This window comes from Mesorhizobium sp. AR07 (assembly GCF_024746815.1).
In the GTDB taxonomy this organism is placed as follows: Bacteria; Pseudomonadota; Alphaproteobacteria; order Rhizobiales; family Rhizobiaceae; genus Mesorhizobium.
The window spans coordinates 939,635-964,663 of sequence record NZ_CP080528.1 but is presented as its reverse complement, the minus strand read 5'-3'; the positions used below and the strand labels follow the sequence as shown (position 1 = coordinate 964,663).

The 25,029-nt window shown below is 60.0% G+C and carries 18 protein-coding genes and 1 pseudogene; 12 read left to right on the top strand and 7 right to left on the bottom strand.

The annotated features are described in order from the left end of the window. Positions 1 to 36: 36 nt before the first annotated feature. Complete coding sequence (gene ltrA / locus BPNPMPFG_RS40805) at positions 37 to 1,419, bottom strand: group II intron reverse transcriptase/maturase (RefSeq protein ID WP_413776925.1); 1,383 nt, start codon at positions 1,417 to 1,419, stop codon at positions 37 to 39. Positions 1,420 to 2,000: 581 nt separating this feature from the next. On the opposite strand from ltrA, the gene BPNPMPFG_RS40800 reads away from it, so the two are divergent. The 8 genes from BPNPMPFG_RS40800 to BPNPMPFG_RS40760 all read left to right on the top strand — a co-directional run bounded on the left by BPNPMPFG_RS40800 (position 2,001) and on the right by BPNPMPFG_RS40760 (position 13,176). Next, positions 2,001 to 2,861, top strand: a complete 861-nt coding sequence (locus BPNPMPFG_RS40800; protein WP_258598594.1) for a site-specific integrase — start codon at positions 2,001 to 2,003, stop codon at positions 2,859 to 2,861. Between the two features lie 12 nt (positions 2,862 to 2,873). Continuing rightward, positions 2,874 to 4,055 (top strand): IS91 family transposase, encoded by a 1,182-nt coding sequence (locus BPNPMPFG_RS40795; RefSeq protein ID WP_258598593.1) that lies wholly within the window; start codon positions 2,874 to 2,876, stop codon positions 4,053 to 4,055. Positions 4,056 to 4,446: 391 nt separating this feature from the next. Then, a protein-coding gene (locus BPNPMPFG_RS40790) for an IS5 family transposase (RefSeq protein ID WP_258598592.1) occupies positions 4,447 to 5,198 on the top strand; the annotation gives its coding sequence in 2 pieces (ribosomal slippage) (positions 4,447 to 4,777 and positions 4,777 to 5,198; 753 coding nt in all). Positions 5,199 to 5,817: 619 nt separating this feature from the next. Further along, the gene (locus tag BPNPMPFG_RS40785; protein ID WP_258598591.1) at positions 5,818 to 7,446 is read left to right on the top strand and encodes a putative bifunctional diguanylate cyclase/phosphodiesterase; all 1,629 of its coding nucleotides are present in this window, start codon (positions 5,818 to 5,820) and stop codon (positions 7,444 to 7,446) included. Between the two features lie 435 nt (positions 7,447 to 7,881). Beyond that, the gene (pmtA, locus tag BPNPMPFG_RS40780) at positions 7,882 to 8,478 is read left to right on the top strand and encodes a phospholipid N-methyltransferase PmtA (protein ID WP_258598590.1); all 597 of its coding nucleotides are present in this window, start codon (positions 7,882 to 7,884) and stop codon (positions 8,476 to 8,478) included. A 1,079-nt stretch (positions 8,479 to 9,557) separates the two neighbouring features. Continuing rightward, positions 9,558 to 11,465: a transposase family protein gene (locus tag BPNPMPFG_RS40775; protein ID WP_258598589.1), complete on the top strand. Its 1,908-nt coding sequence runs from the start codon at positions 9,558 to 9,560 to the stop codon at positions 11,463 to 11,465. Positions 11,466 to 11,806: 341 nt separating this feature from the next. Then, entirely contained in the window at positions 11,807 to 12,619 is an 813-nt protein-coding gene (locus BPNPMPFG_RS43055; RefSeq protein WP_319946044.1) for a cold-shock protein, read from the top strand. A gap of 170 nt (positions 12,620 to 12,789) precedes the next feature. Then, the gene (locus BPNPMPFG_RS40760) at positions 12,790 to 13,176 is read left to right on the top strand and encodes a hypothetical protein (RefSeq protein WP_183455455.1); all 387 of its coding nucleotides are present in this window, start codon (positions 12,790 to 12,792) and stop codon (positions 13,174 to 13,176) included. Positions 13,177 to 13,450: 274 nt separating this feature from the next. Here BPNPMPFG_RS40760 and BPNPMPFG_RS40755 read toward each other — a convergent pair whose 3' ends face one another. From BPNPMPFG_RS40755 to istA, 3 genes and pseudogenes are all read right to left on the bottom strand, one after another. Next, positions 13,451 to 13,672 (bottom strand): hypothetical protein, encoded by a 222-nt coding sequence (locus BPNPMPFG_RS40755; RefSeq protein WP_183459435.1) that lies wholly within the window; start codon positions 13,670 to 13,672, stop codon positions 13,451 to 13,453. Beyond that, positions 13,669 to 14,442, bottom strand: a complete 774-nt coding sequence (gene istB / locus BPNPMPFG_RS40750) for an IS21-like element helper ATPase IstB (RefSeq protein ID WP_183465277.1) — start codon at positions 14,440 to 14,442, stop codon at positions 13,669 to 13,671. Before istB ends, BPNPMPFG_RS40755 begins: the two co-directional genes overlap by 4 nt. Further along, a pseudogene (gene istA, locus BPNPMPFG_RS40745) lies at positions 14,435 to 15,933 on the bottom strand (IS21 family transposase). The gene istB and the pseudogene istA overlap by 8 nt, the downstream one beginning before the upstream one ends. Before the next feature lie 1,073 nt (positions 15,934 to 17,006). Here istA and BPNPMPFG_RS43680 point away from each other — a divergent pair. Next, entirely contained in the window at positions 17,007 to 17,429 is a 423-nt protein-coding gene (locus BPNPMPFG_RS43680) for a DUF309 domain-containing protein (protein ID WP_495885012.1), read from the top strand. A 115-nt stretch (positions 17,430 to 17,544) separates the two neighbouring features. On the opposite strand, the gene BPNPMPFG_RS40730 is transcribed toward BPNPMPFG_RS43680, so the two are convergent. Beyond that, positions 17,545 to 17,970: a hypothetical protein gene (locus BPNPMPFG_RS40730; protein WP_183465753.1), complete on the bottom strand. Its 426-nt coding sequence runs from the start codon at positions 17,968 to 17,970 to the stop codon at positions 17,545 to 17,547. A gap of 367 nt (positions 17,971 to 18,337) precedes the next feature. Here BPNPMPFG_RS40730 and BPNPMPFG_RS40725 point away from each other — a divergent pair, with 367 nt between their 5' ends. From BPNPMPFG_RS40725 to BPNPMPFG_RS40715, 3 genes are all read left to right on the top strand, one after another. Further along, positions 18,338 to 19,696 (top strand): dicarboxylate/amino acid:cation symporter, encoded by a 1,359-nt coding sequence (locus BPNPMPFG_RS40725; RefSeq protein ID WP_183455305.1) that lies wholly within the window; start codon positions 18,338 to 18,340, stop codon positions 19,694 to 19,696. A 254-nt stretch (positions 19,697 to 19,950) separates the two neighbouring features. After that, entirely contained in the window at positions 19,951 to 20,982 is a 1,032-nt protein-coding gene (locus BPNPMPFG_RS40720) for a LacI family DNA-binding transcriptional regulator (RefSeq protein WP_258598582.1), read from the top strand. 166 nt (positions 20,983 to 21,148) lie between these two features. Further along, the gene (locus BPNPMPFG_RS40715) at positions 21,149 to 21,952 is read left to right on the top strand and encodes a TIM barrel protein (protein ID WP_258598581.1); all 804 of its coding nucleotides are present in this window, start codon (positions 21,149 to 21,151) and stop codon (positions 21,950 to 21,952) included. On the opposite strand, the gene BPNPMPFG_RS40710 is transcribed toward BPNPMPFG_RS40715, so the two are convergent. Together BPNPMPFG_RS40710 and BPNPMPFG_RS40705 are read right to left on the bottom strand one after the other, a co-directional pair. Beyond that, positions 21,949 to 22,920 (bottom strand): LysR family transcriptional regulator, encoded by a 972-nt coding sequence (locus BPNPMPFG_RS40710; RefSeq protein WP_258598580.1) that lies wholly within the window; start codon positions 22,918 to 22,920, stop codon positions 21,949 to 21,951. The genes BPNPMPFG_RS40715 and BPNPMPFG_RS40710 overlap by 4 nt on opposite strands. Before the next feature lie 540 nt (positions 22,921 to 23,460). After that, positions 23,461 to 24,378, bottom strand: coding sequence for a LysR family transcriptional regulator (locus tag BPNPMPFG_RS40705; protein ID WP_258598579.1), 918 nt, complete (start codon positions 24,376 to 24,378; stop codon positions 23,461 to 23,463). Positions 24,379 to 25,029 lie beyond the last annotated feature (651 nt).

Here is a 25,029-nt window from a genome sequence, read left to right as displayed (position 1 = left end):
GGGCATACGGGTCCGTACCACGGCGGTTCGATCGGATTAAGCTTGGGCAGAGACATGGAGGCGAGGGAGACCGAGAGAGTCGAAGTAATGGTTGCGCAGGGCCTGTTGGACCGCCGGGTGTCCTGACATGCGCCAGAATCCCGTCGGTGAACCGGCGGCAACCGCAGCTCCGAACTTTGGTACGCCATGACGACGCAGTTCCTTGAAGCGGTTGTGCCCGTTCCCCCATTGCCGCCAGAGATACATGCGTAGTCTCCGGCGGATCCACGCTTCCAGGTGTGTGAGTACTCGAGGCGTCTGGCAGAAGCCGAAGTAGCCGCGCCAACCGACGAGGTATGGCTTCAGCTCCTTGATCAGCTGCGGCAGACTGATGCCCAGGGTCCGGCGTGTCATGTCCCAGATCCGCGTCTTGAATTTGGCGAGAGCTTTTGGCGCGATGCGCCGCTCGCTCCCGTCATTCGAGATGCTGAACCCTAGGAACTTCCGCTCCTCCGGTCGCGCCACCGCGCTCTTCGCCTCGTTGACCTTCAGCCGCAGCTTCTTGGTCAGGAACCGGCTGACGGAAGCCATGACCCGTTCGCCGGCGCGGCGGCTGCGAACATAGATGTTGCAGTCGTCGGCGTAGCGGCAAAAACGGTGGCCACGTCGGGTCAGTTCCTTGTCGAGATCGTCGAGTAGGAGGTTGCTCAGGAGGGGCGAGAGCGGGCCGCCTTGCGGGGTCCCCTCGTCCACCGGACGGACCAGGCCGTCCTCCATCACCCCCGCATTGAGGAATGCACGGATGAGTTTGAGCGCACGCTTATCGGACACCCTGGCGGCGACGCGCGCCATCAGGCTATCATGATTAACCCGATCGAAAAATCTTTCGAGGTCGAGGTCAACCACGTAGCTGTAACCCTCGGCAATGTAGCATTGCGCTTGGGCTACTGCCTGATGGGCAGAGCGTCCCGGGCGGAAGCCGTAGCTGTGCTCCGAGAACGTCGGATCCCACTGCTCTTGCAGGACCTGCAGCAGGGCTTGCTGGATCAGTCTGTCGACGACGCAAGGTACGCCGAGTTTTCTGACCCCGCCGTCCGGCTTGGGGATTTCGACCCGCTTGACCGGCTGCGGCTGATAGGTTCCCTCGAGCAATCGAGACCGGATGCTTGGCCAGTGCTCACGCAGGTAGCCCTTGGCGTCCTCGATGGTCATCCCATCCACGCCTGGGCTACCCTTGTTGCTTCGAACGCGTTTCCACGCTGTTTCCAGATTCTCTCGGCTACATACCGTCTCCATTAGCTGTTCCGTCCAAGCCGGGCTTTCGGGTGCCGACTTCGCCATGAGTGGTTCGGCCCCTTGGTAACCGCTGACAGGGGCTTCACCCCGGTCCCTCGGTTCCAGGGCCAGTGAATACTGGGTCTTCTGCCGCTTTCCACTCATGAGTTGCCAGTCCTACTTGCCGCTTCCAATCGTTCGGGCCTTCGGTCATCGTTTCCGGCTCGGCCTATCCATTTGCTCCGCCTTTCGGCCTTGGAGTGCCTCACTAGCCTTGCCGACAGCATCACCTACTACGCCCTCTGCTGACTCCTGCATCACGGTCAGGTCACCTTGCGGTTCCCTCAGTTCCGAAGTCGGAACATGACGCAGGCCTCCCCAGGTAAGTTCAATCGCCTTCCCCGCGCACCTGCCGGATCTACAGCCCTGCCCCTTGATGGATATGGACTTCGCGACACGTTGCCCGCTCGTCCGGCCAGGGATGCCTCATATCCGGTTTCTGTTCGTCAGGTCGCGGTTTTGCTCCACGCTTCCTTCAGACACCACCTCGCGGTGATGCCCTTGCGCTTTGCTAAGCCTTCACCTCCATCAGGTTGGCTAGGGAACTTTCACCCCCAAGCGGTTGAACATGCTGGGCACACAACGAAGCCGCTGACGCGGCATTTGGCGGGTCGGTTTGCGGGTGAAGCTTCTGTTTTAGAGGATTGCGGCTGTTGAAGCGCAATCTTGAGAACAGGAGCAATAAAATGGCCGAGTTGAGCCCGCTTCGCCGGCGCATGATCGAGGATATGACGATCCGCAATCTGTCGCCGGCCACGCAGCGATCCTACGTGCATGCCGTGGCGAAGTTTTCGCGCTACTTTGGCCGTTCGCCGGACCGGCTCGGTCTGGAGGACGTCCGCGCCTTCCAAGTTCATCTGGTCTCGACCGGAATCTCGTGGCCAGCGCTGAACCAGACGGTGTGCGCGCTGCGGTTCTTCTACGGCGTGACGCTGGGCCATGCCGAGATTCCGGAGCGTATCGTCTATGCTCGCTCGCCACGCACGCTGCCGGTGGTGTTGAGCGCCGATGAGGTCGTCGCCTTCCTGGAGGCGGTGCCGAGCCTGAAGACCCGTACGGCCCTGACGACGGCCTACGCAGCAGGTCTTCGCGCCTCGGAGACTGTCGGGCTGAAGGTCGGCGACATCGACAGCGGTCGCGGGGTGATCCGTGTCGAGCATGGCAAGGGCGGCAAGGACCGCACCGTGATGCTGTCGGCGCAGCTGCTGCGTATCCTGCGGGTCTACTGGCGGCTGGCGAAGCCGCAGGGCTGGCTGTTTCCCGGGCGCGGCGTCGATCGCCCCATCGATGTGCAGGTTCTCTATTCGGCGTGCCGCTCGGCGCGTGCGGCTGCCGGCATCGACAAGCGCGTGACGGTGCATACGCTCAGGCACAGCTTCGCCACGCATTTGCTGGAGAACGGTACGGACATCCGCATCATTCAGGTGCTGCTCGGCCACAACAACCTGTCGAGCACGGCGCGCTACACGAAGGTCTCGAACGGTCTCATTCGGCGGACGGAAAGCCCGCTCGATCGGCTGACCATTGAGGTTGTGCCGCCGGGCTGACCGGTTCCGCCAATGTCGGCGAGACTGGAGGTGGCGGACATCTTCCGCCGCCACGGCGAGGCGTATCGGCAGGCCCATGACGGCCATCTCGGGCGCGTCGAGCGGCGCGTGATGAGCGCGATCGAGCTATGCCGGACCGCCGAACTGGGCGGCCATGTCGAGGGCTGCCGGTCCTGCGGGGCGATCCGCGTCGCCTACAATTCCTGCCGCAATCGGCATTGCCCGAAGTGCCAGGGACAGGCCTGCCGGGAATGGCTTGCCGCGCGGCAGGGCGAACTCCTGCCGGTTCCCTATTTCCACGTCGTCTTCACGCTGCCCGCGCAAATCGCGGCGATCGCCCTCCAGAACAAGGCGGCGGTCTACACGATCCTGTTCAAGGCGGTCGCCGAGACGCTACGCACCATCGCCGCCGATTCCAAACATCTGGGAGCCGAGATCGGCCTTGTCGGCGTCCTGCACAGTTGGGGTCAGAACCTCCATTATCATCCCCACATCCATTGCATCGTGCCGGGTGGTGGGCTGTCGCCCGATGGAACGCGCTGGATCTCTTGCAGGCCCGGCTTCTTCCTGCCGGTGCGGGTGCTGTCGCGCCTGTTCCGCCGGCTCTTTCTGGAGGAACTGCGGACAGCGTACGAAGCGGGCAAGTTGAGCTTCTTCGGCAATCTCGCCGACCTGGCGGAGCCCGCCGTGTTCAAACGCCAGGTTGGCGAAGTCCGCCGCCTCGACTGGGTTGTCTACGCCAAGCCGCCGTTCGGCGGGCCAGAGCAGGTGCTGGCTTATCTCGGCCGCTATACCCATCGCGTCGCCATCGCCAATTCCCGTCTGGTCAGCACGGCCAACGGCAAGGTCGCGTTCCGCTGGAGGGATTATCGGCATGGCGGCAAGGCAAAGCTCATGACGCTGGATGTGCACGAGTTCATCAGGCGCTTCCTGCTGCACACCTTGCCGGACGGCTTCCACCGCATCCGCCATTACGGATTCCTCGCCAACGGCCATCGCGCCGCAAAGCTCGACCTGTGTCGCAGGCTGCTGGCCAACCCGCAGCAGGACAATATCGAACCGCACGTCGAAAGCACGGCCGCGCCCCTCGCATCTGCGCATCGCTGCCCATGCTGTGGAGGATCGATGATCACGCTGGCCATCTGGCGCTGCGGACAAGCGCCGCCAGGTCCCTTGTGGGACGACACCTCATGATCGTACGCGGCAGGTCCACATCACCAGCTTTGGTATCCGTCGCCATCCGCGCCGGCATGCCGACCTTTGACTTTCCGCACAAGACCGCGAGCACTCGTGCCCGCGACAGAAGGCGTGCCGACCCAATCCGCGGTGACCGCCATCAACATTCGACCTTCCACCATGCCACCATCCCTTGGGGTCGCATCGCGGTTGCCCTTCATTCACCCGACGAAGACAATCCCGACCGCCCCTCCAGGCTACAATCCCCATAGCGCCAGACCAGCCCGCGGCTTCGCTCAATCCGGCTTGCAATGAGGCCCGACGTCGAGCCCGCGTGCCCCGCCTGTGCCACGGACCTCACAGAACCCTCCAGATTCCACTTTTGGCTTGTTTGTGATTCAAGCTTTGGATGGAACGATTTGTGCTGACTGATGCCCAATGGGCGAAGATGGAACCGCATTGCCTGGGTAAGCCGATCGACCCTGGTCGAAGCGGCAGCGACAACCGCCGCTTCATCGAGGCCGTGCTTTGGATCGTGCGCACGGGAAGCCCGTGGCGTGACCTTCCAGCCTTTTTCGGAGGTTGGAACACCGTCTTCAAGCGATACCGCGATTGGGTCAAAGCCGATGTTTTCCTTCGGCTTTTCGAGGCCTGTTCGGACCAGCCGGACATGGAGTTCGCCATGGTCGACGCAACCATCGTCAAGGTCCACCGCCACGGCCAGGGCGCAAAAGGGGGACTCAAAGCCAGGCCATAGGCCGCTCCAAGGGCGGCATGACTACCAAGATTCTTGCGCTCACCGATGCGCTCGGCAATCTCGTGCGCTTCGTTCTCCTGCCAGGACATCGCTTCGATACGGTGGGCGTCGCCCCGCTCATCGACGGCGTCGCCTTCGGCGGCCTGATCGCCGACAAGGCCTTCGACAGCAACACCATTATTGCCGATCTGAACGAACGCGGCGCCAAGATCGTCATCTCGCAGCATCCGAGGCGCGCCTTGCCGCTGCCTCTCGACTTCGAACTCTATAAATGGCGTCATCTCATCGAAAACTTCTTCTGCAAACTCAAGGAGTTCAAGCGTATCGCCATGCGAGCTGACAAAACCGACCAGAGCTTCAACGCAATCATCCATCTCGCAGCCGCCGTCATAAACTCACGATGAATCTCAACAGGCCTTAGTGCGGAAGCGGGTCGCACGTTCGTGGTAATACTCGCGAGCGTTCGTAGATGGTGCAGTGTTACGCAGGTCAACCGCTATGCCGAGATGGCGGCGCAATACGGCAGCGAGGTCCTAAGGGAGCATCGCGTTTCGCTATCTTCGAATTAGGGAGCCCTTGGCTTCCCAACTGAGCTGTCCAAATTTTGCGGTTGAAATTTACTTTTTTCCGAATTGTTCTGTGCTAGGGAACAAACACGCAGCTACTACTCTAGGGCGGGGGAGTGAAAGAGTGAGGCAGCGTCTCTCTGCCGCAAGGTTCGGTGACCTTCTGGCGGGAGACCTGCGAGTTTTTGGCGGGCCCTCGACAATCGAACCCCTTGCCAGCCGAATCAGGGCGGAGCAGGTCAGTCTCGTTCTTCGCAACACGCCTCTTGGCATGGTTGCGAACATACTCAATGCGGCCACTTTTGTTATGGCGCTTTGGGGCTCGCCCGACCAAACGAATGCCGTCCTCTGGGCGAGTGTTATCATCGTAGCCTCAGCTGTCGTAGGCTTAAGAGCGAGATCATCGTTTCAGTCAGTCAAACCAAGGTCAGTGTCTCGCCGGACAACGCAAAACCTGGTGCGCAACGCCTTCTTGTTCGGCACTTGGTGGGGAGCACTTCCCGTTCTGTTCTTCAGCGGGGCAACAAGCGCAGCCCAGGTCGTCATTACCTGCCTGAGTGCGGGGATGATCGCAGGCGGTGCCGCTTCTTTTTCCACAATTCCTATTGCGGCCGTCGCGTATACGCTACCGATCTTCGTCGGTTCGGCGGTGGCGATTGTGTGGGTGGGAGACGCCGTCAATCTGCCCGTCGCAATCCTGATAGTAAGCTACGCCATCACGCTATTTCGTGCAGTGCTTGCTCACGCGTTCGAATTTACCCAACGCTTCATTCTGCAAGCGGAAAGCGAAAATGCCATTCGCAGGGACATTCTAACGAGTTTGCCAAACCGGTTCAGCTTCAATGAGCGGCTGGACAGCGCGTTGGTGGACGCAAGGCAGTTTGACCAGCACTTTGCGCTACTTTTGTTCGATCTTAACAATTTCGACGAGGTGAACGATCGTTTTGGCCGAGCAATAGCGGATGTCCTTTTGGTCGAAGTGGCTGCGAGACTTCGGAAATCGACACGGGAGAGCGACGGCATTGCGAGATTGGAGGGCGACGAATTTGCAATAATCGCTACGCGCGATATCAGGCCAGATCAAATCGGGTCTTTAGCCAAACAGATCATAGATGCCGTGCGCGCGCCTTTCTTGATCGAAGGGCGCGAAATATATTGCAGGGCCTCTATTGGTATCGCTTTGGCGCCCACGGACGGTTTGGATGCCAACCAACTCTTGCGGTGCGTCGACACCGCGCTGTACAGGGCTAAGACGCTGGGGGCGGGCTCCATCCAGTTTTTCAGCGGAAGCGACGATGAAGCTGCTGCAAGGCGCCATGCCCTTGAACGCGATCTGGCATCTGCGCTGGCCAATGGCCAGCTTTCGCTCGCATTTCAACCCTTTCTCGACCTCAGCAGCGATCGCATCCGAGGTTTTGAAGCGCTTCTGCGGTGGCACCATCCGACCCTTGGCGCGATCCCACCGTCGGAGTTCATATCTATCGCTGAAGAAACGGGTTTGATTCACTCCATCGGACACTGGGTCGTCAAAACGGCTTGTTTGGCGGCTGCCCGTTGGCCGCACGACTTGCGGGTCTCCGTCAACTTGTCGGTAGTACAGCTTAAGAATAAAGCCTTACTGGATGGAATTGTGGTGGCCTTGGCTGAAGCCGGTTTGGAGCCCCGAAGACTGGAGGTCGAGATCACAGAAACTGTGCTGATTTCGAATTTTGAAGAAACGATTTCATTATTACAATCGTTAGGTTCTCTATCCGTAACAGTTGCTCTTGACGATTTTGGCACCGGCTATTCATCACTCACTTATCTTCGTAAATTGCCTCTTTCGCGGCTCAAGATCGACCGATCTTTCGTCCAGGATATGCTCACCGATGCGGACTGCGCCGCGATTGTAAGATCATTGGTTGAGTTGGCGCATGAGCTTCGAATTGAGGTAACGGCCGAAGGCGTAGAAACTCCCGAACAGCTCGACTATCTGCGCCGCGTCAGATGCGATGAAGCTCAAGGCTATTTAATCGGGAAACCTGTCGGGATCGGCGACATTCATGGCATTGCTGCGAAGCAGTTTGGTCAGGAGCTAGGTGTTTGAATAGCAGAACCGGCACTTTGGGGGCGATGGTCTGGTTGTCTCGTATTCCGACGGTGACGGCCGCCTTCCTGGGGTATGCTGAAGGCTGCAAGTCCTAGTGCAAGCACTGGGAGTAGCCCTGTGACGAAGCATCTGATCGAGGTGATCACGTCGGTCGAGCAGCGCCGAAGCTGGTCTCGGGAGGAGAGGGGGGCGGCTGGTCGCAGCAACGTTGAGGCCGGGGCCAGTGTTTGGTCGCGCGATCGACCGGCATTCATATGAGCCAGCTTTTGCGGAGAGGGCAGAGCCGCGGAGTCTATGCCAACAGGCAGCTCATTAGAGAAATTGCCGCTCTCAGGAGAGGGAATCCCTCGTACCCGGGCTTGAAAATGCCGCAACGCTTGTACAAACGTGCGTCGTCACGACCCAGACAAATAGTGGTAGCAGGGAGTGGATATGGTCTTTCGATTGAAGGAGCGGCTCGGCAGGAAGTTTGAAGAGGAAGTGCAATTCTTCAAGGGCTGGCAGAAGGACAAGAAACGAGTGGGCGCGCTGATGCCAACGTCCGTTCATGCCGCGCGCCGTATGGCAAGCGTTATCAATCCGGCATCCGGATTGCCGGTTCTTGAACTTGGCGCAGGAACTGGCGTCATCACCAAGGCAATCCTGGAAAGGGGCATCAAGCCGCATCAGCTGATTTCGGTCGAATATTCGAAAGATTTCTATCATCGCTTGACGCGAGGCTTTCCAGGCGTGGACTTTCGATTGGGCGATGCGTTCGCGCTGGGGGAAGTGCTTGCCGAGCGGAGCGGGGAGCAATTCGACTGTGTGATAAGTGCGGTGCCGATGTTGAGCTTTCCGATGGAACAGCGCATTGCCTTGCTCGAGGATTTGCTTGCCCGAATTCCTCGCGGGAGACCTGTCATTCAGATCACCTACGGACCTTTGTCGCCGGTGATCAAAATGCCCGACCGCTACGTCGTGTCTCACTATGATTTCGTGGTCCGCAATATCCCGCCCGCACAGCTCTGGACATATCGACGAGCAGTCTGACGGCGCCCGACGCGCGGGAGACCGCGGGCCTTCGCAAAATCATGCCGAAGGACAGGACGGTGGTCGTCATAGCTTCGCATCAAGGGCGCCTTTGTCACTGCCACCTGTTTTGAGGAGGCCCTATGCCCTTTAGCGGGGAGGTGCTCACTCCCGAAGAAATCGCGCTCCTCGGGCGCGTATTTGATCAAACTGGCGTTTCGAACGAAACCGAGGCGGATCGCGAGCAGCATGCATCCGAAATCATCTATCACTAGGGGGTTCGGCGTCACGGATCAGGGGGAGCTCGACAAGCTCGCTCGCAAGACGGTGGTCGCCGCACTACGCTTTCGGCATCGCTGCCAAACTCGGCAACCTCAGCCGATGTCTCTTAGAGAGCATGCACAGTTCGGTCGCATTGAGTCTCCGGGAGGTCCTCATCGGCTGCGCTTCGCCCTGCGGGCGACAGACAGCCACCCCGGCCGCGAAAATCCCGCGACGGTGCCCGGACCGGCCCCCATTTTTGGGAGGTGATCCGCGCAGGTACCTGGCGGAAACAATGCGATTCCGTTCCTGACCATATCATAGCCATCGCCCTCTTTCAGCCGTCCGAGCCTTCCGACAGCCGGATCAATGATGACAATCCCCTGGCGAATATTCTTGCTTGAAGAGCGTGACGGTCTACGCCGTCTTGCCATGCTTGGCATGGCATTCTGCCATTCCCTGCCCGCGCTCGCGGCGAAGCGCCGTCACTCTACCGTGCGATGGCCTTGGGAAATACGACAGGCGAACCACAATAGTCGTGTTTGAAGACTTTCCGCGGACCGCGAAAAAAGGAAACTGGAGCCCTTCCGGTTCTTGCAAAGCGCTTGAACTCGCTTTCGTTGGCGAAGGGAGGTCGCCAGCCCAGCCGTTGCGAGTGATCGGCAAACCACTGCAAAACGGTCATTCGCTGTCATATGGCTGCTTCGGGAGCTTCTCGAATACAAACAGCTGTCGCATTGCCTCAAGGAAAATGTTACCGCGCGGGTTCGTTGCCTCACCTAAAATGTTACTCGTGAAGGCGCATGTCGCCATGATGCCTTCACCATCAGGGAGGCACCATGAAGACGAAGATGACACATGCCATGCGCATGGAACTGGCCAATGCGGTCAGGGATCGCTATGCGGCCGCGACGACCAAGGATAAGCGCCGGATCTTGGAGGAGTTCATCGCCGCGACGGGGTATCACGAAAAGTCCGCAATCCGTGTCCTGAACAGCCACCCGAAGCCGAAGCATCGCCAGATCCGTCAACGCCTGTCGCTCTATGACGAGGCCGCGCGCGGCGCCTTGATCGTGCTGTGGGAAGCTTCAGATCGAGTCTGCGGCAAGCGCCTCAAGGCACTGCTGCCCATTCTATTGCCGGCGCTGGAACGCAATGGGCATTTGAAGCTCGAGGAGGAGATACACCACAAGGTCCTGTCGATGAGCGCCGCGACGATCGACCGCTTGCTCCAGATGCCAAGGCGCAACATGCGTACGAAAAAGCCGCCAAGGGTTGTGCCAGAGCCGCGGCGGCGCATCAAAATGCGCACCTTTGCCGACTGGAACGAGCCGCTTCCCGGCAGCATGGAAATGGACCTGGTTGCTCATTGCGGAGAGGCCAACCGCGGTAGCTACGTTCACAGCCTGGTTCTGACCGATATCGCGAGCGGATGGACGGAGGCCGCGCCCATCGTGGTCCGAGAAGGCACCCTCGTGGTCGAGACACTCGAGCGCATCCGCATGGGCTTGCCCTTTGCCCTGAGAGCGCTGGATGTGGATAATGGCAGCGAGTTCGTCAACAACAGGCTGATCGAATATTGCCTTGGTCACGGCATCGAACTCACTCGCTCGCGGCCTTACCGTAAGAACGACCAAGCGTGGATAGAGCAGAAAAATGGCGCCGTTGTACGGAAGCTCTTGGGTTATCGGCGCTTTGAAGGCTTGGCGGCGGCCAGGGCGATCACGCGCCTCTACGGGGCATCCAGGCTGTTCGTTAACTTCTTCCAGCCGTCGTTCAAACTGGCTGCCAAGCAGCGCGACGGCGCGAAGGTGGCCAAGCGCTATCATCCACCGCAGACGCCCTGCGAGCGTCTCCTGCAGGCGGAGGGTATCCCGATGGCCGCCAAGAGCAAGCTGCGCGAGATCGCCGCCGACCTCGATCCACTGAAGCTTCTGGAGGAGATGCGAGCCGTGCAGGCCTATCTCGCAGCCCTGGCTGACGGCGAAACACCACCACCGACGACATCCGAACCACCCGACCTGGCCGCGTTCGTAGCAAGCCTGTCGAGTGCCTGGCATGCGGGTGAAATCCGTCCGACGTTCTCCACCGAAGCCAAACCGCGTTACCTGCGCAGTCTACAAAAGGTCTCGACACAAACCCTTATTGCGGCTCCCACCGCCGCGCTCAAACCGGTGATCCCACCCACTCCTGCCGCGACAGCCGCGAAGATGCAGGAGAAGCCGAAGCCGGTCTACGCCGAGCCTGGCCAAGCCCGCGTCCAGGCGCTCCGCATGGTGTGGCCGATCGTTTGCCGCCGATTGGAGGAATTCCCCAACATCAACGCCGCGCAGCTCTTCGAGGAGCTGTGCGTCCAGTTTCCAGGTCGGTTTACCCGCAAGCAGTACAAAACACTCGTCCGCCGGGTCAATCTGTGGCGCCGAGCGGCTCGCGCGCGCGGTGTTGTCGTTGGGCCGAAGACGTATCGTCGGCTCAACGACAATCCGCGCGGCCGACGTCCCGACATCTTTAAGGACCATTGGGAAGAGATGGCACGGTGCCTTGAAGAGCGTCCAGATCAGACCGCACTTGAACTTCTCGTCGAGTTCCAGGTCCGTTATCCCGGACGATACAGCTTGCGCCAGCTTCACACGTTGCAGAAGCGAGTAAGGGCGTGGCGACAACAAGCCGTGCAGCGGCTCATCGGCGAGGTCAGCAGCCTAGCGCCATACCTCGCTTCAGATTCCACACGTCTGGCGAGCGGGTAACATTCTTGGTGAGGCAGCCGGTAACAAAATTACGTGAGGCAACACGACAACAGCTTGGCTTCGCGCATGGCGCAACGCGCCGGCAACCTCTCCGAATTTGAAGGCCCTGCCAGTTCGCCCGCGCCGCCATCATCGCACGCGCACTCCAGCACAGCCTATGCGAGTCAATAAATCGACTCGCCGGCACTATTGTTTCAGGTGAAATGAATCTAGTTTCAAAGGGTTCGACCGATAGGCTGGGCACAGCTGCGGCCATCACGGCCATTTGACATAAACGCGTCGCCCGATTGAGATTGTCTTGACGGTAGCGTAGTTCGCCATCCATGCCAGTCGAGATGATCATGGGCAATTATCGAGACCATCGCGAGCCACGCGGGCATCGCCATGACGATGACCCCGTTTCCTTTTCGGAACGGACCTCCGAGCCAAGCTACTTTCAGCGCCCGGCGACCGTGACCGTGCACCCCGTCGACGCCGAGGTATTGTGGTTCACAGTCAGCAAGGGTTTTGGCTTCGTCAAACTGTCGGACGGCACGGAGGCCTATCTGCACGTCCGAGTGTTGGAGGCGGCCCGAAGCCGAGATGTTGCCGAGGGCACGCTTCTGAAGGTCACGGTCGAAAAAAGTCCAAAAGGTCATCAAGTCGCGCAGGTGCTGGAGATCGGCGATGAGATCGCGAACACTCCGTCACATACGCGCGTCGCCGGAGGGACCATGGTCGAGACGGGTGCGCAGCTAGAGAGCGGGGGCACGGTCAAGTGGTACAAACCCGAAAAGGGTTTCGGCTTCCAAGCCCCTGACAACGGTGAGAAGGACGTCTTCGTTCATGCCAGCACCCTGACCCGCTCAGGGCTCAGCGTGCTGGTGGAGGGACAAAAGGTGTTTGTCGAATGCGGGCAAGGCAAGAAAGGCTTGGAAGTCCGGAGCATTCGCCCTAGACGGCGCATTGCCACGGCCCGTACGAAGATATTGCAATACACAATTTACGGGTTGGTCTCGACGCCAGACGCCCGCGAGCTGGTCGCAAAATCGCTCGAGGATGTGTCGCGCTGTGTTTCCAGATGTCCGCGGGCACCAATCTGCCTGTTGCCGATCCGAGAGACTGAGCTTCCGCGATCGCGCGCAGTGTCGCGACGGGATTGTCGTGGGCCCTGACCCATTTCGAGCACGTCGAGCGGTTATTGCTCTCGGTCGCCGGCAAGACGGTGCTTACGCGGAGGCGCGCCTGTTGTTGACTATAAAAAAGGCCGGGTAGGCGGCTGGTGTGTGGATAATCAGCGTTGGCGTCTTGCCGATTGCGCCAGCCGGCGCGCACTCTCGCAGCCATGGTGGCGGAGCATGTTGAATTGGCCCTGTTTGAGCAGTCACTCGGGAATATCGAGGGCCTCAATCGACCCTTCTGTGATCGTGTGGCTGACGCCGCAGAAAAAACCGCAGGGTCGGTTCTGTTCGATGTTCGCGTCGACGGCGATACCTGGGTCCAGCGGATGGCTGCGATTGGCTATGGCGAAACCGGCACGGCGATAATAGTGATGGAGAAGAACGGACACCTTAGATGCGCATCGATAAACGGAGACACCGCACTTCTGGTAGCAGAATTGGCCGCCTGGAATGCGTCTCCGCTGAGTGAGCAAGCGAGGCTTGATCACTCCGGAACGGCCAGCATCCTGCTAGCGAAGCTTCGTCGCTCAGGTCACTTCGGCCGTCTCTAGCCGGCCCGGCGCTGCTCTTACCTGGCGGCCAAATTCCTGCTCGACTCCTATAGGGCGCGATGGAGGTATATCGACCAAACTGCGACTTGATCTCCACGTGCGTGCCGCAAGTTTTTCGTGCTCGCTGACCATGTCACCGCTTCGATCTCGCAGCTTAAGCGCCAGGTGTTGATGGCTTTTCAAAAGCGCGGCTAAACGACGACAAGAGTTTGGTGCTTGTGGACGGAACAAAAAGGCGGCCTTCGCAGGCCGCCGAGTGTCGAGGATGTGTGCTTCAGAGCGAGGACGGGGCTTTTTCGATATCGCTGTGATTGGTCGGTGTTCGTTGCTGCTCCTGGATAAGTTCCTGGAGTTGGACGCCGTAGTGCGACCAGATGCTATCGGCGAGATCGTTGAGGAGCTCGAAGACAGCGAGCGCCTGTTCGGGTGTCCATTCGGGATTGATGAGGAAGTGGATTCCACGACTGAGGCCGGACGGTTGAGGATCTGGTTTCATGCCGCGGGCACCTTTTCGCCGGAGGAGCGGCTGGTGCGTTTTTCGCGCTGTGCCTTTGATCGCTCGGCCGCTTCCTTGAAGCGATAGGAATCGCCTTCGATGGAGATCACCTCGGATCGGTGCATGAGGCGGTCGACGAGGCTGACGACGCAGGCGGCATTGGGAAAGACCTCCGACCAATCAGCGAAGGGTCTGTTGGTGGTGATGATGGTTGAGCGTTTTTCGTAGCGCCGGCTGATGAGCTCGAACAGCAGGTCCGCATGACGGTTCGAGTAGGACAGATACCCGACCTCGTCGATCGCAAGAACGTCGGCGGCGGCGTAGTGGTGAAGCCGTCGGCGCAAGGCTGCATCGCTGTCGAGGGCGGCGAGTTCGCCGAGCATCTCGCTGGCGGTTCGGAAGAGGACGGTGTGACCGCAGATGAGCGCCTGGTGAGCGACATTGCGAGCAAGTGTCGATTTCCCGACGCCGTTGGGGCCGATAAAGACGATGTTGGCGGCATCGTTCATGAAGGACAGGGTCATCAGATCCTCGACGGCGGCGCGGTCGATGCGGCGCGGCCAGTGCCAGTCATAATCGGACAGTTGCTTGAAGTGGCCGAGCCTGGCGGCACGCATGCGTCGCCGCATCGAACGGTCGGAGCGCTCCTCTTCTTCCCATTGAAGGACGGCGGCCAGCCAGTCCGCGTCAGCGATTTCGTCCCAATGGGTGATCAGGCCATTGAGGCGCAACGCCTTGGCCCGGTTGAGCAGGATGTCGGGATTATTCATCATCTTTGCCTCCAAGGGTCAGTTGGTCGTAGCTGTCGAGGCGATGCGGGCGTACCGTCGTATCCTTGCGCCGCACGTGTTCGGGCAGGCTCGTTTCGACCGGCGGCGGAGCACCACGGGCGACCCGGCGGCGTTCCAGTACGTCGCGAACCGACCTCGAATGGGAGGCGCCGGCGTGCAAAACTTCCTCGACGGCGGCCTGCAGTTCCTGCGCGCCGTACAGGTCAAGCAGTTTCAGCATCGCGTTTGTGATCGCACCGATATTGGAGCCACGCTCGGCGGCCCGGATCATCAGGGTCTGGCAGGCCGGCACGGCGCGCGTCAGGCTGTTGAGGCCGCGATGCTGGCGCGCCTCGCGCTTGATTGCGACGAGAGCCTTGAGGTGCTGAGGGTCCTCGATCTGCTGGTCACGATCATAGCTGCGACGGTGACTGGCGATCATCTTTGCGCCGTCGAAGACGCGGACCAGGCCGAGATCGGCGCGCACGCTGAGCGTGCGCCGGACATGAGCATGCGGTACCGAGTAATCGTTGAGGTCGAAGCGCACATAGGGCGTTTTGCCAACCTTGGCGGCGACCTGCTCCTCGACGGGGTATGGGTTGGCGGGCAGCGGCAGAAGCAGTGGCTGCTCTTGCGCAAACGCCTGGCGGACCGTCATCGTCCGGTCCTCGGGGCATGGCCGGTCGGCTGCCTGGTTGCGGCACCACTGTTCGGCCTGGGCATTCAGATCGTCGAGATCGGTGAACCTGCGGGCGATGAAGAATGCTTCCCTTATATGCCGTATGGCGCGCTCGACGCGGCCTTTTTCGTTGCCCCGGGCAACCGCGACAGGACGTGGCTCGAACCGATAGAAGCCGGCGAAGGCAAGCAGCGTCGGATGGAAGCGGATCGCATCGCCCTGGCGCTCGAGCACCGCACTCTTGAGATTGTCATAGAGCAGGACCCTGGGCAGCCCGCACCATGTGTTGAACGCGCCGACGTGACCGCGCAGGAAGTTTTCCATGCGCGCGTCGAGGAAGAAGCGCAGGTAGATGTCGCGTGAGTAGGAAAGCACCATCACGAACGCCATGAGCGGCCGGCGGGCGTTGCCGATCTCGATGTGCCCGAAGTGGGCCCAGTCGACCTGTCCCTGCTCGCCCGGCAATGTGCGTAGCCGCAGGAACGCCTCGGCCGCTTGCGGGGACGGTGCAGGGCAACCAGGTGCCGAAAGTGCGTCGGCAAGCCCCGGTAGCCGCGCTCGCGCACCATCGCATAAAGGCGGCTGGCGGTCAGCGAGGGGAACTTTTCCAGCGTCTGCTCAATGAATGGAAGATACGGTTCAATGATTGAGGCTCTCTGCAGCGGCTTGTGCCGGGGCAATCCCGCCTGGGCCAGAACGCGATGCACCGTCGTGTGATGGACATGCAATTGCCTGGCGATTGTGCCGCAGCGCCACTTCTCGGCGTGATACAGGCGCAGGATCTGCGCTTCCAGTTCGGGGCTGATGGTCATGATGCGGGCTCTCCGTCTGCGTAGTCAGCTTCACGGGCATAACGAGGCCCCCGGCGACGCACGAAGCCGGTGCGAACGAACGGCGACAGTCGACAGTCGCAGCGCCGACAGCACGGCGTGGGCATGACCGATGTCGTCGCCCGCCCGACGACGTCAGCAAAAGCAGCGACGACATCGTTCGAGGGACTGACCAGTAGTGAACCGACAGGAGATGCAGGTGGAGAATGATGCGTCACTTTATTGTGCCGAGCCCGATATCGTCGGGCCCGGACCGCATGAGCCAGGCGTCCACGGCGGCTGCGCTGATAACGTCGCCCCGCCTCGCGCACACTCTCGCGGCGGGCAGCACGGGCGCAGTCCTGGCCGCAGTAGCGCTGTCCCCGGTCGCAACTGCGGCAGATCGTTACCTGCGAACGGCAGCGGCCGCACAGAAAGAAGCGGCCCGTGAGCATCCGCGACGGTCCTTTCGGAGCGCCGCTGGGAGTTCGGGGAAAAGGTCGACGGAATGCGCTGACAATGCGATAATGCAGGTCGCGCACCGTCAGTGGAGCGTGACACCGAGCCCGGACTTGCCAGTTGAGATCGGTGTTACGCCGGATTGTTTCTGCGGCGCTGATTACCCGCAGATACCACAAGGCAGGCGCATGGCGGGGTACGTCGAAAGCCGCCTCAGGGCGCCTGGAGACGTGCCCCGCGTCTACCGCCTTCTCAACCTCACGTAATCAGCACCGCGCCGCAAAGGCGGCCGCCCGCTACAGCGCTAGTTGAAGAGCGCGCGGGCGGCCGCCTTTGCTCTTTCCAGCGCTTCAGCTCTTGTCGTCGTTTGTCAGCGGTTTTCGACCGTCTTCGACACCGGAGGGGGCGCCGCGGGAGATAGGTCCTGTGGAACGGGCGTGCGCAGCTATCCCATCAGATTCCATGTGAATTGCCATCCACGTGGCTTTCATGATTGCTGGGTCTAGGTCACGTTCTCGCTTGCTGCCCGAAAAGAATTTCCCGAGCTACGCATACCTGCCTGGCAAACATCCGCATCCTGTGCGCGACCCGTTGGGTCACAGTACGAAAGCGACCCGGTGACCGTCGCCGTTGACGAAGCACTCAGCTCAAACGAGTTTCGATGGGGTATCGACCTTTTCAACGACGGTATTACTGGGAAGCTCACGAGGCTTGGGAGCCCATTTGGCACGCTGCGAAAAAAAGCGCTCAGATCGCCTGCTCTTCAAGGGATTGATTCTGTTAGCGCGGCCGGGGTGAAAATCCGCGAGGCAAAGCGGGTCGCTGCCGCGCGCCATGCGGCAAGGGCTGCAGCGCTTTTTCGCCAGGTGATGGATTTGCCGAACCGGGACTTTGAGGCCGCACTCAGAATGAAACCTGCCGCGCTTGCAGTATATGCCGAAGCGGCCATAACTTCCCCGGCTGTTTTGCGGGAGTCGATGCCTGGCCAGCCTGAGCCAGTTTTCGATTTCATTCTCGCACCAAAATCCCAGAGCGGCTGATAGGCAAACCCCTTCCGTACCCTTCAAGCCCTTCCTTATTTCATTGTAGCACTCGCGGCCTGTCATAGGCAGTTCGATAAAGGCAGCTTCAATCCTGACGCAGTCGATCCTGGCGCTAACGCCGGCGCTGGCGTAGCACCCATGGTAGGCGCCGCTTCCATCGTTCACCTCGCGGCAAAGGCACATCGTCCTGCCACCGCTTCTTCCTGCGGGTCTGTCTGTCTCCACCCGGTGCATTCGATGCCTCTGGAACCGGCGCTTCCTCAACCGTTGGCGGCTCGGGAAGCGCCGCGTCGGGCGTGATCACGTGCTTAACGTCGCTTTCTGCTTCACCGATGGCGAGCATGGGCTCAGAACGAACATCTTCACCAGGGAAAATCGGCTGCGGCGTCGCTTCAGCGATCGCATCTTCCGTCTTCGCTTCCGCGACTTCGCTCGAGATGGTGGCCAGGTCGATGCCGCCCCAGATCGACTGTGGCCGCTTCACGAGCCCACGCTTCTGTTTGATCTCGACGACAAAGGGTCGCTTCTGCTGCCTCATAGTGTTCTCGCGGATTTCAGGGAGTTGCGAACGTCGTCTAGGCCGATCGCTACGCCCTTGTCCACCCGCCGCCACGCATTTTCCAACGGTTTCGGAGACGTTTCCGCCGTCCAAGCCACGACTCAAGCGGGTCACCGCCGGCGCCCGGGCCCGCGCTCCCGATCTCTTGACCGGCTCTCAGCAAGATCGACGACGATCACACATCCAACTGCTGGCAAAACCGCAAGCCTGAGGGGCGTCTGGCGAAGGTTTTCATTTGGCACGGCACTTGCGACCGAGATGGCAGCAGCGCTCGACCGGGGCGCCGCGTGGGAGAAGCCTGGGAAGGGAGGAAGCGCCCGCCCCGACCCGGTCAGGGAGAGAGACAGTGTTAGCTCCAGAGATCCGCAGCGCGAACGCAGGCCCTCATAAACCCCATTTTGCGCGGCTTTACGTGCAGGTGCTTGCCGCAATCGCGCTTGGCGTCGCACTTGGCTATTTCTATCCGGAGATCGGCGAAAGCGTGAAGCCGCTCGGAGATGCATTCATCAAGCTCGTCAAGATGGTCATCGCGCCTGTCATCTTCCTGACAATTGCGACCGGCATCGCCGGCATGAACGATCTTCAGAAGTTGGGCCGGGTCGCCGGGAAGGCGATGTTCTATTTCCTAACCTTCTCGACGCTGGCACTGATCGTCGGCCTCATAGTTGCCAATGTCGTTCAACCCGGGGCCGGCCTCAACATCGATCCGGCCTCGCTCGATGCCCAGGCGGTGAGCACCTATGCCGCAAAGGCGCACCAGCAGTCGGTGATCGGCTTCCTGATGAACATCATCCCGTCAACGGTCGTCGGTGCCTTCGCGGAGGGCGACATCCTGCAGGTCCTGTTCTTCTCGGTTCTGTTCGGCATCGCCCTGGCAAAGGGTGGAGAGACGGGGAAGCCTGTGCTTTCTCTGCTCCAGGCGCTCATCGCGCCGGTGTTCAAGCTGGTCGGCATTCTGATGAAGGCCGCACCGATCGGGGCTTTCGGCGCGATGGCCTTCACCATCGGCAAATATGGAATCGGTTCGATGGTCAACCTCGCCATGCTGGTGGCGACGTTCTATCTCACCGCGTTCCTATTCGTGTTCGGGGTGCTCGGCGCGGTCTGCCGTTACAACGGCTTCTCCATCTTTTCTCTCATTCGCTACATCAAGGAAGAGCTGCTGCTTGTTCTGGCAACGTCCTCTTCGGAGGCCGCGCTCCCCTCGCTCATGGAGAAGATTGAGCGGGCTGGCGCCAAACGTTCTGTCGTGGGTCTCGTCATCCCGGCAGGATATTCATTCAATTTGGACGGCACCAATATTTATATGACGCTGGCCGCCCTCTTCATAGCACAAGCGACGAACACGGATCTGTCGATCGTCGATCAGGTGCTCCTGCTGCTCGTTGCGATGCTTTCCTCAAAGGGTTCTGCAGGCGTAACAGGTGCGGGCTTCATCACGCTTGCTGCTACGCTCGCCGTAGTACCCAGTGTCCCCGTCGCTGGCCTCGCTCTTATCCTTGGCGTCGACCGCTTTATGTCGGAGTGCCGAGCGCTGACGAACTTGGTCGGCAACGCGGTGGCAGCGCTCGTCATCGCCCGCTGGGAGGGCGAATTGGACAAAGCGCAGTTGGAAGCCGCCTTCTCCGGTCATCAGCTTGCGGAGACATTAAACCGGCCGATCGATCGTGCGCCCAGCGCGCCTGCTAAGTGGCCGGGCCCGTGACTAGATCTAACGATCGCCTCGCTGGCCTGAAAAAGCGCTTGGCCGCTAAATGCCATCAGGAGCGTTAAAAGCGGTGAGTGCATATTATAAGTGGCCTAAGCAAACCGAATCGTATTCTGATACGCGCTCGCAGTGCTGTCCATCGATAATGATGTCGACCACGGGCATGCCGAGCCCTTCACTTGCAGTCTGGGATCACCGCCCAGGCTGCTCGATCATAGAGCCACGCCGCTCATAACCACTCAGATTTGATAATGGCCAAACGTCCCACAATTGTCGATCTTGCCCGCGAAGCCGGGGTCAGTGTTGCAACGGTCGATCGGGTTCTGAACGCCCGCCTTCCTGTGCGCGAGGAGACTGCGCGGCGCGTCCACGAAGCAGCCCACGCGATCGGCTATCATAATGCCGGTCTCATCAAGCACCGCTTGAAGCGGCACCTGCCGCACTACCGGCTGGGCTTCATCTTGAGAAAACCGGCCCAGCATTTCTACCAAGAGTTCGCGCGCGAGGTCGAGGCCTCGGTAAGTTTGTCCCAATCCTTCCTCGGCATTCCGCTCATCGAATTTGCTCCGTCACATTTGCCCGGGGATCTGATCCCGCTCCTTAAGAGCCTTGGGAACCGCTGCGATGCGATCGCCATGGTGGCGCCGGACCACCCGAAGATCACGGCAGCGGTCGAGGAGCTCAAGGCGAAAGGCATCCCGGTGTTCTCGCTGCTTTCTGACTTCGCCTGCGGGGTGCGCGAGGGTTACATCGGTCTTAATAATCGCAAAGTCGGGCGGACGGCCGCTTGGATGTTTTCCAAGGCCGCCAAGCGGCCTGGGAAGGTGGCCGTGTTTGCTGGCAGCCACCGTTTCCAGGGGCATGAGCTCCGGGAGGCCGCCTTTCGTTCCTATTTCCGTGAGAGCGCACCTACCTTCGAAGTGCTCGATACGCTCGTGAACGTGGAAGAGGGGCAGATCACTTACGAAGCCATGCTGGATCTCATTCAGCGGGAACCTGAGCTCGTGGGCTTCTATATGGTCGGCGGGGGCATGGAGGGCGCTATCTCCGCGCTGCGCGAAGAGGGCAAAGGTGTGGATCTTGTCGCGATCGTGAATGAAATCACGCCCGAGTCGCGGGCAGCGCTCGCAGATGAAATCGTCACCATGGCCGTCGCCACTCCACTGCGTCGGCTTTGCCAGGAGCTGATGTTACTCATAGACCGAGGCATCAAGACCGGCACCGCGGAAATGCCGGGCCAGACATTTCTGCCGTTCGACATCTATGTCCCGGAAAACATCTGACATTGATGTGTTTCTATCACGGAGCCCAAATTCCTTTCATAAATGCAAGGAACGCTCGATTGACTGGCTTGCTTCAATCAGGCTTGTGCATAGGCCTGCGCTGGGGGGCGCGGCGTAAGCCAGACAGGCAAACTGGCGGCCGCACTTCTGAAAGGAAAGCCAAGCCATGCGCCAGGTATCTCCCCGCTTTGCGGTCAACCACATGGCAGCGCCCCCTCTTGACGTCAGTGCATTTTTCGCGCTTGCGCGTGACCACGGCCTAACCGATGTTCAAATCCGTGACCTTCATTTCAGCAATCCTGTTGCATGCGCCATTCCTGCTGCGGACGTCCGGTCTGCCGCCACCGAAGCTGGCGTAACCATAATCTCGGTCAACGCCTTGCAGCGCTTCAACGACTGGACTCCCACGCGTCAGTCGGCGGCGATCAAGCTCGCCGACTATGCGGCGGCCTGCGGGGCCAAGACGGTCGTGCTGGAACCGGTCAACGACGGCTCGTGGGCGTGCAATGGCGAGCGCCATGACAGTCTGCGCGTCGCTCTAAAAGCGCTCAAGCCGATCCTCCAGCCGCGCGGTCTGATAGGTCTCATCGAGCCGTTGGGCTTTCGCACCTGCTCGCTTCGATCAAAGAAGCAAGCGGCCGAGGCCATTGCCGCGGTTGATGGCCAGTCAGTGTTCCGCCTCGTGCACGACACGTTCCACCACACCCTGGCCGGGGAGACGTTCTTGTTCTCCGAGCTTACCGGCCTGGTGCACATTTCAGGTGTGAATGACCCGACGTTCTGGATTTACCCGGATCGCTTCCTTGGAGGTTCTGACAATGGCAGCCAGATCCAGGCGCTGCTTGATGGCGGCTATGAGGGACCCTTCTCGTTCGAGCTGATCGAGGTGGTCCGCACGCTGGACGATCTTGCAGGCGCACTTGCTGCCAGCATTGATTTCATTCAGCGCCGGCTATTGACGCCAGATTAAGGAGTGGCAGGGATAGCAAATGTAAGTTCGCCTGGAAGCCTCCCGTGGTTTGACAGCGGAGGAGCCATCCGAGATGCCTCCTGCATCATGATCTCCCGCATCCAGATGCTTGCCGGATCGCTGTTGTGGAGTGACGGCCATTGGAGGGTCTCGGTGAATGCGGGAAGCGGCAGCGGAAGTTCGACGATCTGCAGGGGGAACGATTTTTCGAAATGCCTGACCAGCCGGGAGGGGATGGTCGCGATACGGGCCGTGCCGGACACCATCGGCGGGACCATGCTGAAGCCCTGCACGGCGACCTCGACACGTCTCTTGAGGCCATGTTCAAGCAAGAACCATTCCTCGATGGAGGGCTTCAGCATACGCCCGAACCTGACCGAGACGTGCCTCATCGACATGTATCTCTCGAACGTAAGCTGCCGTGGCAACTGCTTGTTGGTGGGACAGCCTACGCATACGAGTCTCTCTTCAAACAGTGCCACGCTTGAATGCGCGCTCGACGTGAACAAATCCGGAAGAATTAGAAAATCGACGTCACCGCGCTGGAGAAGCTCATCGGGGCCGTCGTCGAGAGGTAGCAATTCGAAGCTGACGGCGGGGGCTTCGCGCGCAACACGCTCAACGACTTTCTCAAAAAACACGAGCGTGGCGTAATCGGAAAGAATGATCCTGAAACGGCGGTCGGATTGAGCTGGGTGAAACGTATCCGAGGAAATAATCGAGCACTGGATCTGCAGGAGAGCGTCGCGAACCGCGGGGGCAAGTGCTGCCGCACGCGGGGTCAGAAAACGTTCGCGGCCGCTCGTCGTAAACAGTTCATCGCCGAAATAATCGCGCAGCCGGGCGACGGCCGCACTCATGGCCGGCTGGCTGAGGTTGATGCGGCGGGCCGCCGCCGAGAGATTGCGCTCCACCAGCAGCGCGTCGAGCACAACGAGGAGATTTAGGTCAAGCCCTTTGAAACGCATGTCTTTAGCTATCCATAGCGTGGATGCCGTTGATCGAAACAAACCATTTTATCACTTTTCCGAAATCTCGCATGGACAAAACACCTGACGCACCGATCCCCCGCTGCTCTATCGCGCGACCTGTGCCTTATGAACAGCTCGAAAGAGAAAAATTTTCTATTTACTCTGAAGTGGGGTGGGGTTGTGCGGGGAGAATGGCTTGCAACTGGCTAAGCATGTCGAATCCGCCCTTTTCCAAAAAGCCTGCGCAGGCGCGAGCGCGGAGGTTCACGCAATTGGCCACGCAATTGGCAGCGACTCACGTCCCTCATCATCGGAGCCTCCGCCGTAGCCCGGCCGGAACTCACTGCGGCTTCTATGATTGCTGGGCTCGGTCCGTCGGACAAGCTTGAGGCGAATTTTCGCGACGCGACGGTCTTCAGGAAAGGGGCGCTCCGACCCGCGGATCAGCGTCCGTCGTCTCTTCACTCCTGACAAGGACGTGAGAGTGGGTGGCGTGACGCTGAGTAAATCCAGGAGCGCCTGGAGCCTCCCTTGGTTTCACAGCGGAGCAGCCATCCGAGATGCCTCCTGCATCATGATCTCCCGCATCCAGATGCTTGCCGGATCGCTGCTGTGGTGAGCCGGCCATTGGACGGCTTCGGTGAACGCGGGAAGCGGCAGCGGAAGTTCGACGATCCGCAAGGGGAACGTTTTTTTGAAATGCCTGACCAGCCGCAAGGGCATGGTCGCGATACGGGCCGTGCCGGACACCATCGGCGGGATCATGCTGAAGCCATGCACGACGATCTCGACACGTCTTTTAATACCATGCTCAAGCAAAAACCATTCCTCAAAAGCCGGCTTCAGCATACGCCCGAACCTGACCGAGACGTGCCTCATCGACATGTATCTCTCGAATGTAAGCTGCCGTGGCAACTGCTTGTTGGTGGGACAGCCTACGCATACGAGTGTCTCATCGAACAGCGCCACGCTTGGATGGGGGCTCGACATGAAGAAATCCGGAAGAATTAGAAAGTCCACGTCACCGCGCTGGAGAAGCTCGTCGGGGTTGTCGTCGAGAGGTAGCAATTCGAAGCTGACGGCGGGGGCTTCGCGTGCAACATGCTCCACGACTTTTTCTAAAAACACGAGCGTGGCGAAATCGGAAATAATGATCCTGAAGCGGCGATCGGATTGAGCTGGGTTAAACGGATCCGAGGAAATAATCGAGCACTGGATGTGCAGGAGAGCGTCGCGGACGGCGGGGGCAAGTGCTGTCGCACGCGGGGTCAGAAAACGTTCGCGGCCGCTTGTCGTAAACAGTTCATCGCCGAAATAATCGCGCAGCCGGGCGACGGCCGCACTCATGGCCGGCTGACTGAGGTTGATGCGGCGGGCCGCCGCCGTGAGGCCGCGCTCCGCCAGCAGCGCGTCGAGCACAACGAGGAGATTTAGGTCAAGCCCTTTGAAACGCATGTCTTCCGTTATCCACATGGCGGATATATTTCGGCGAAACAATCACAGTTTTGCAGAACGTCGCAAGCGCAACTTTCAAAAGCGCCCTAAACAAAACTTGATGTCTGCGTTGGCTGCGAGCACATTTATCTGACGTATGCCTTCCGGTTTAGGCCGAACAGCCGGGTCGCACGTCGGTTCCTGCTAAGCCCCTCGCTGATCTGCGCAAGCTACATCGCGTCAGCTCGATGTGTGCTTAGGCGCCTACTCAAGGAAATACGAAAAGTTACGAGGTCTTTCCATGCGCAGGGAGTGCGGTGGACGTTGTGCTTATCGTCAGCCTGCGCCTTCTACGAAGCCATTCGAAGCGGCCGTAGTGGGCCCGCGCGAGGCCGCAGGTCCGTAGCCTTGGCAGCGACGAGCACGGCCGTTACATCCACCTGCCCGAAAATTACATGATGGGATTCCCTCATGGGCGTCGAGTTTGCTTTCACAAATAAAAGAAAGCTCGGTTGACTAGCCTCCCTCCTTCCCGTCTGTAGACCAAAGTATGGTTGCGCTCGGGAGGAGCCTGAAACGCGCCACGCCACTTGACGGGAGCGTCTACGCGCTGCGGCGTTGCAGGCTCATATTGCGCGAGTGTTGCTTTCGCCGCCCGAGATCGAGGATGAC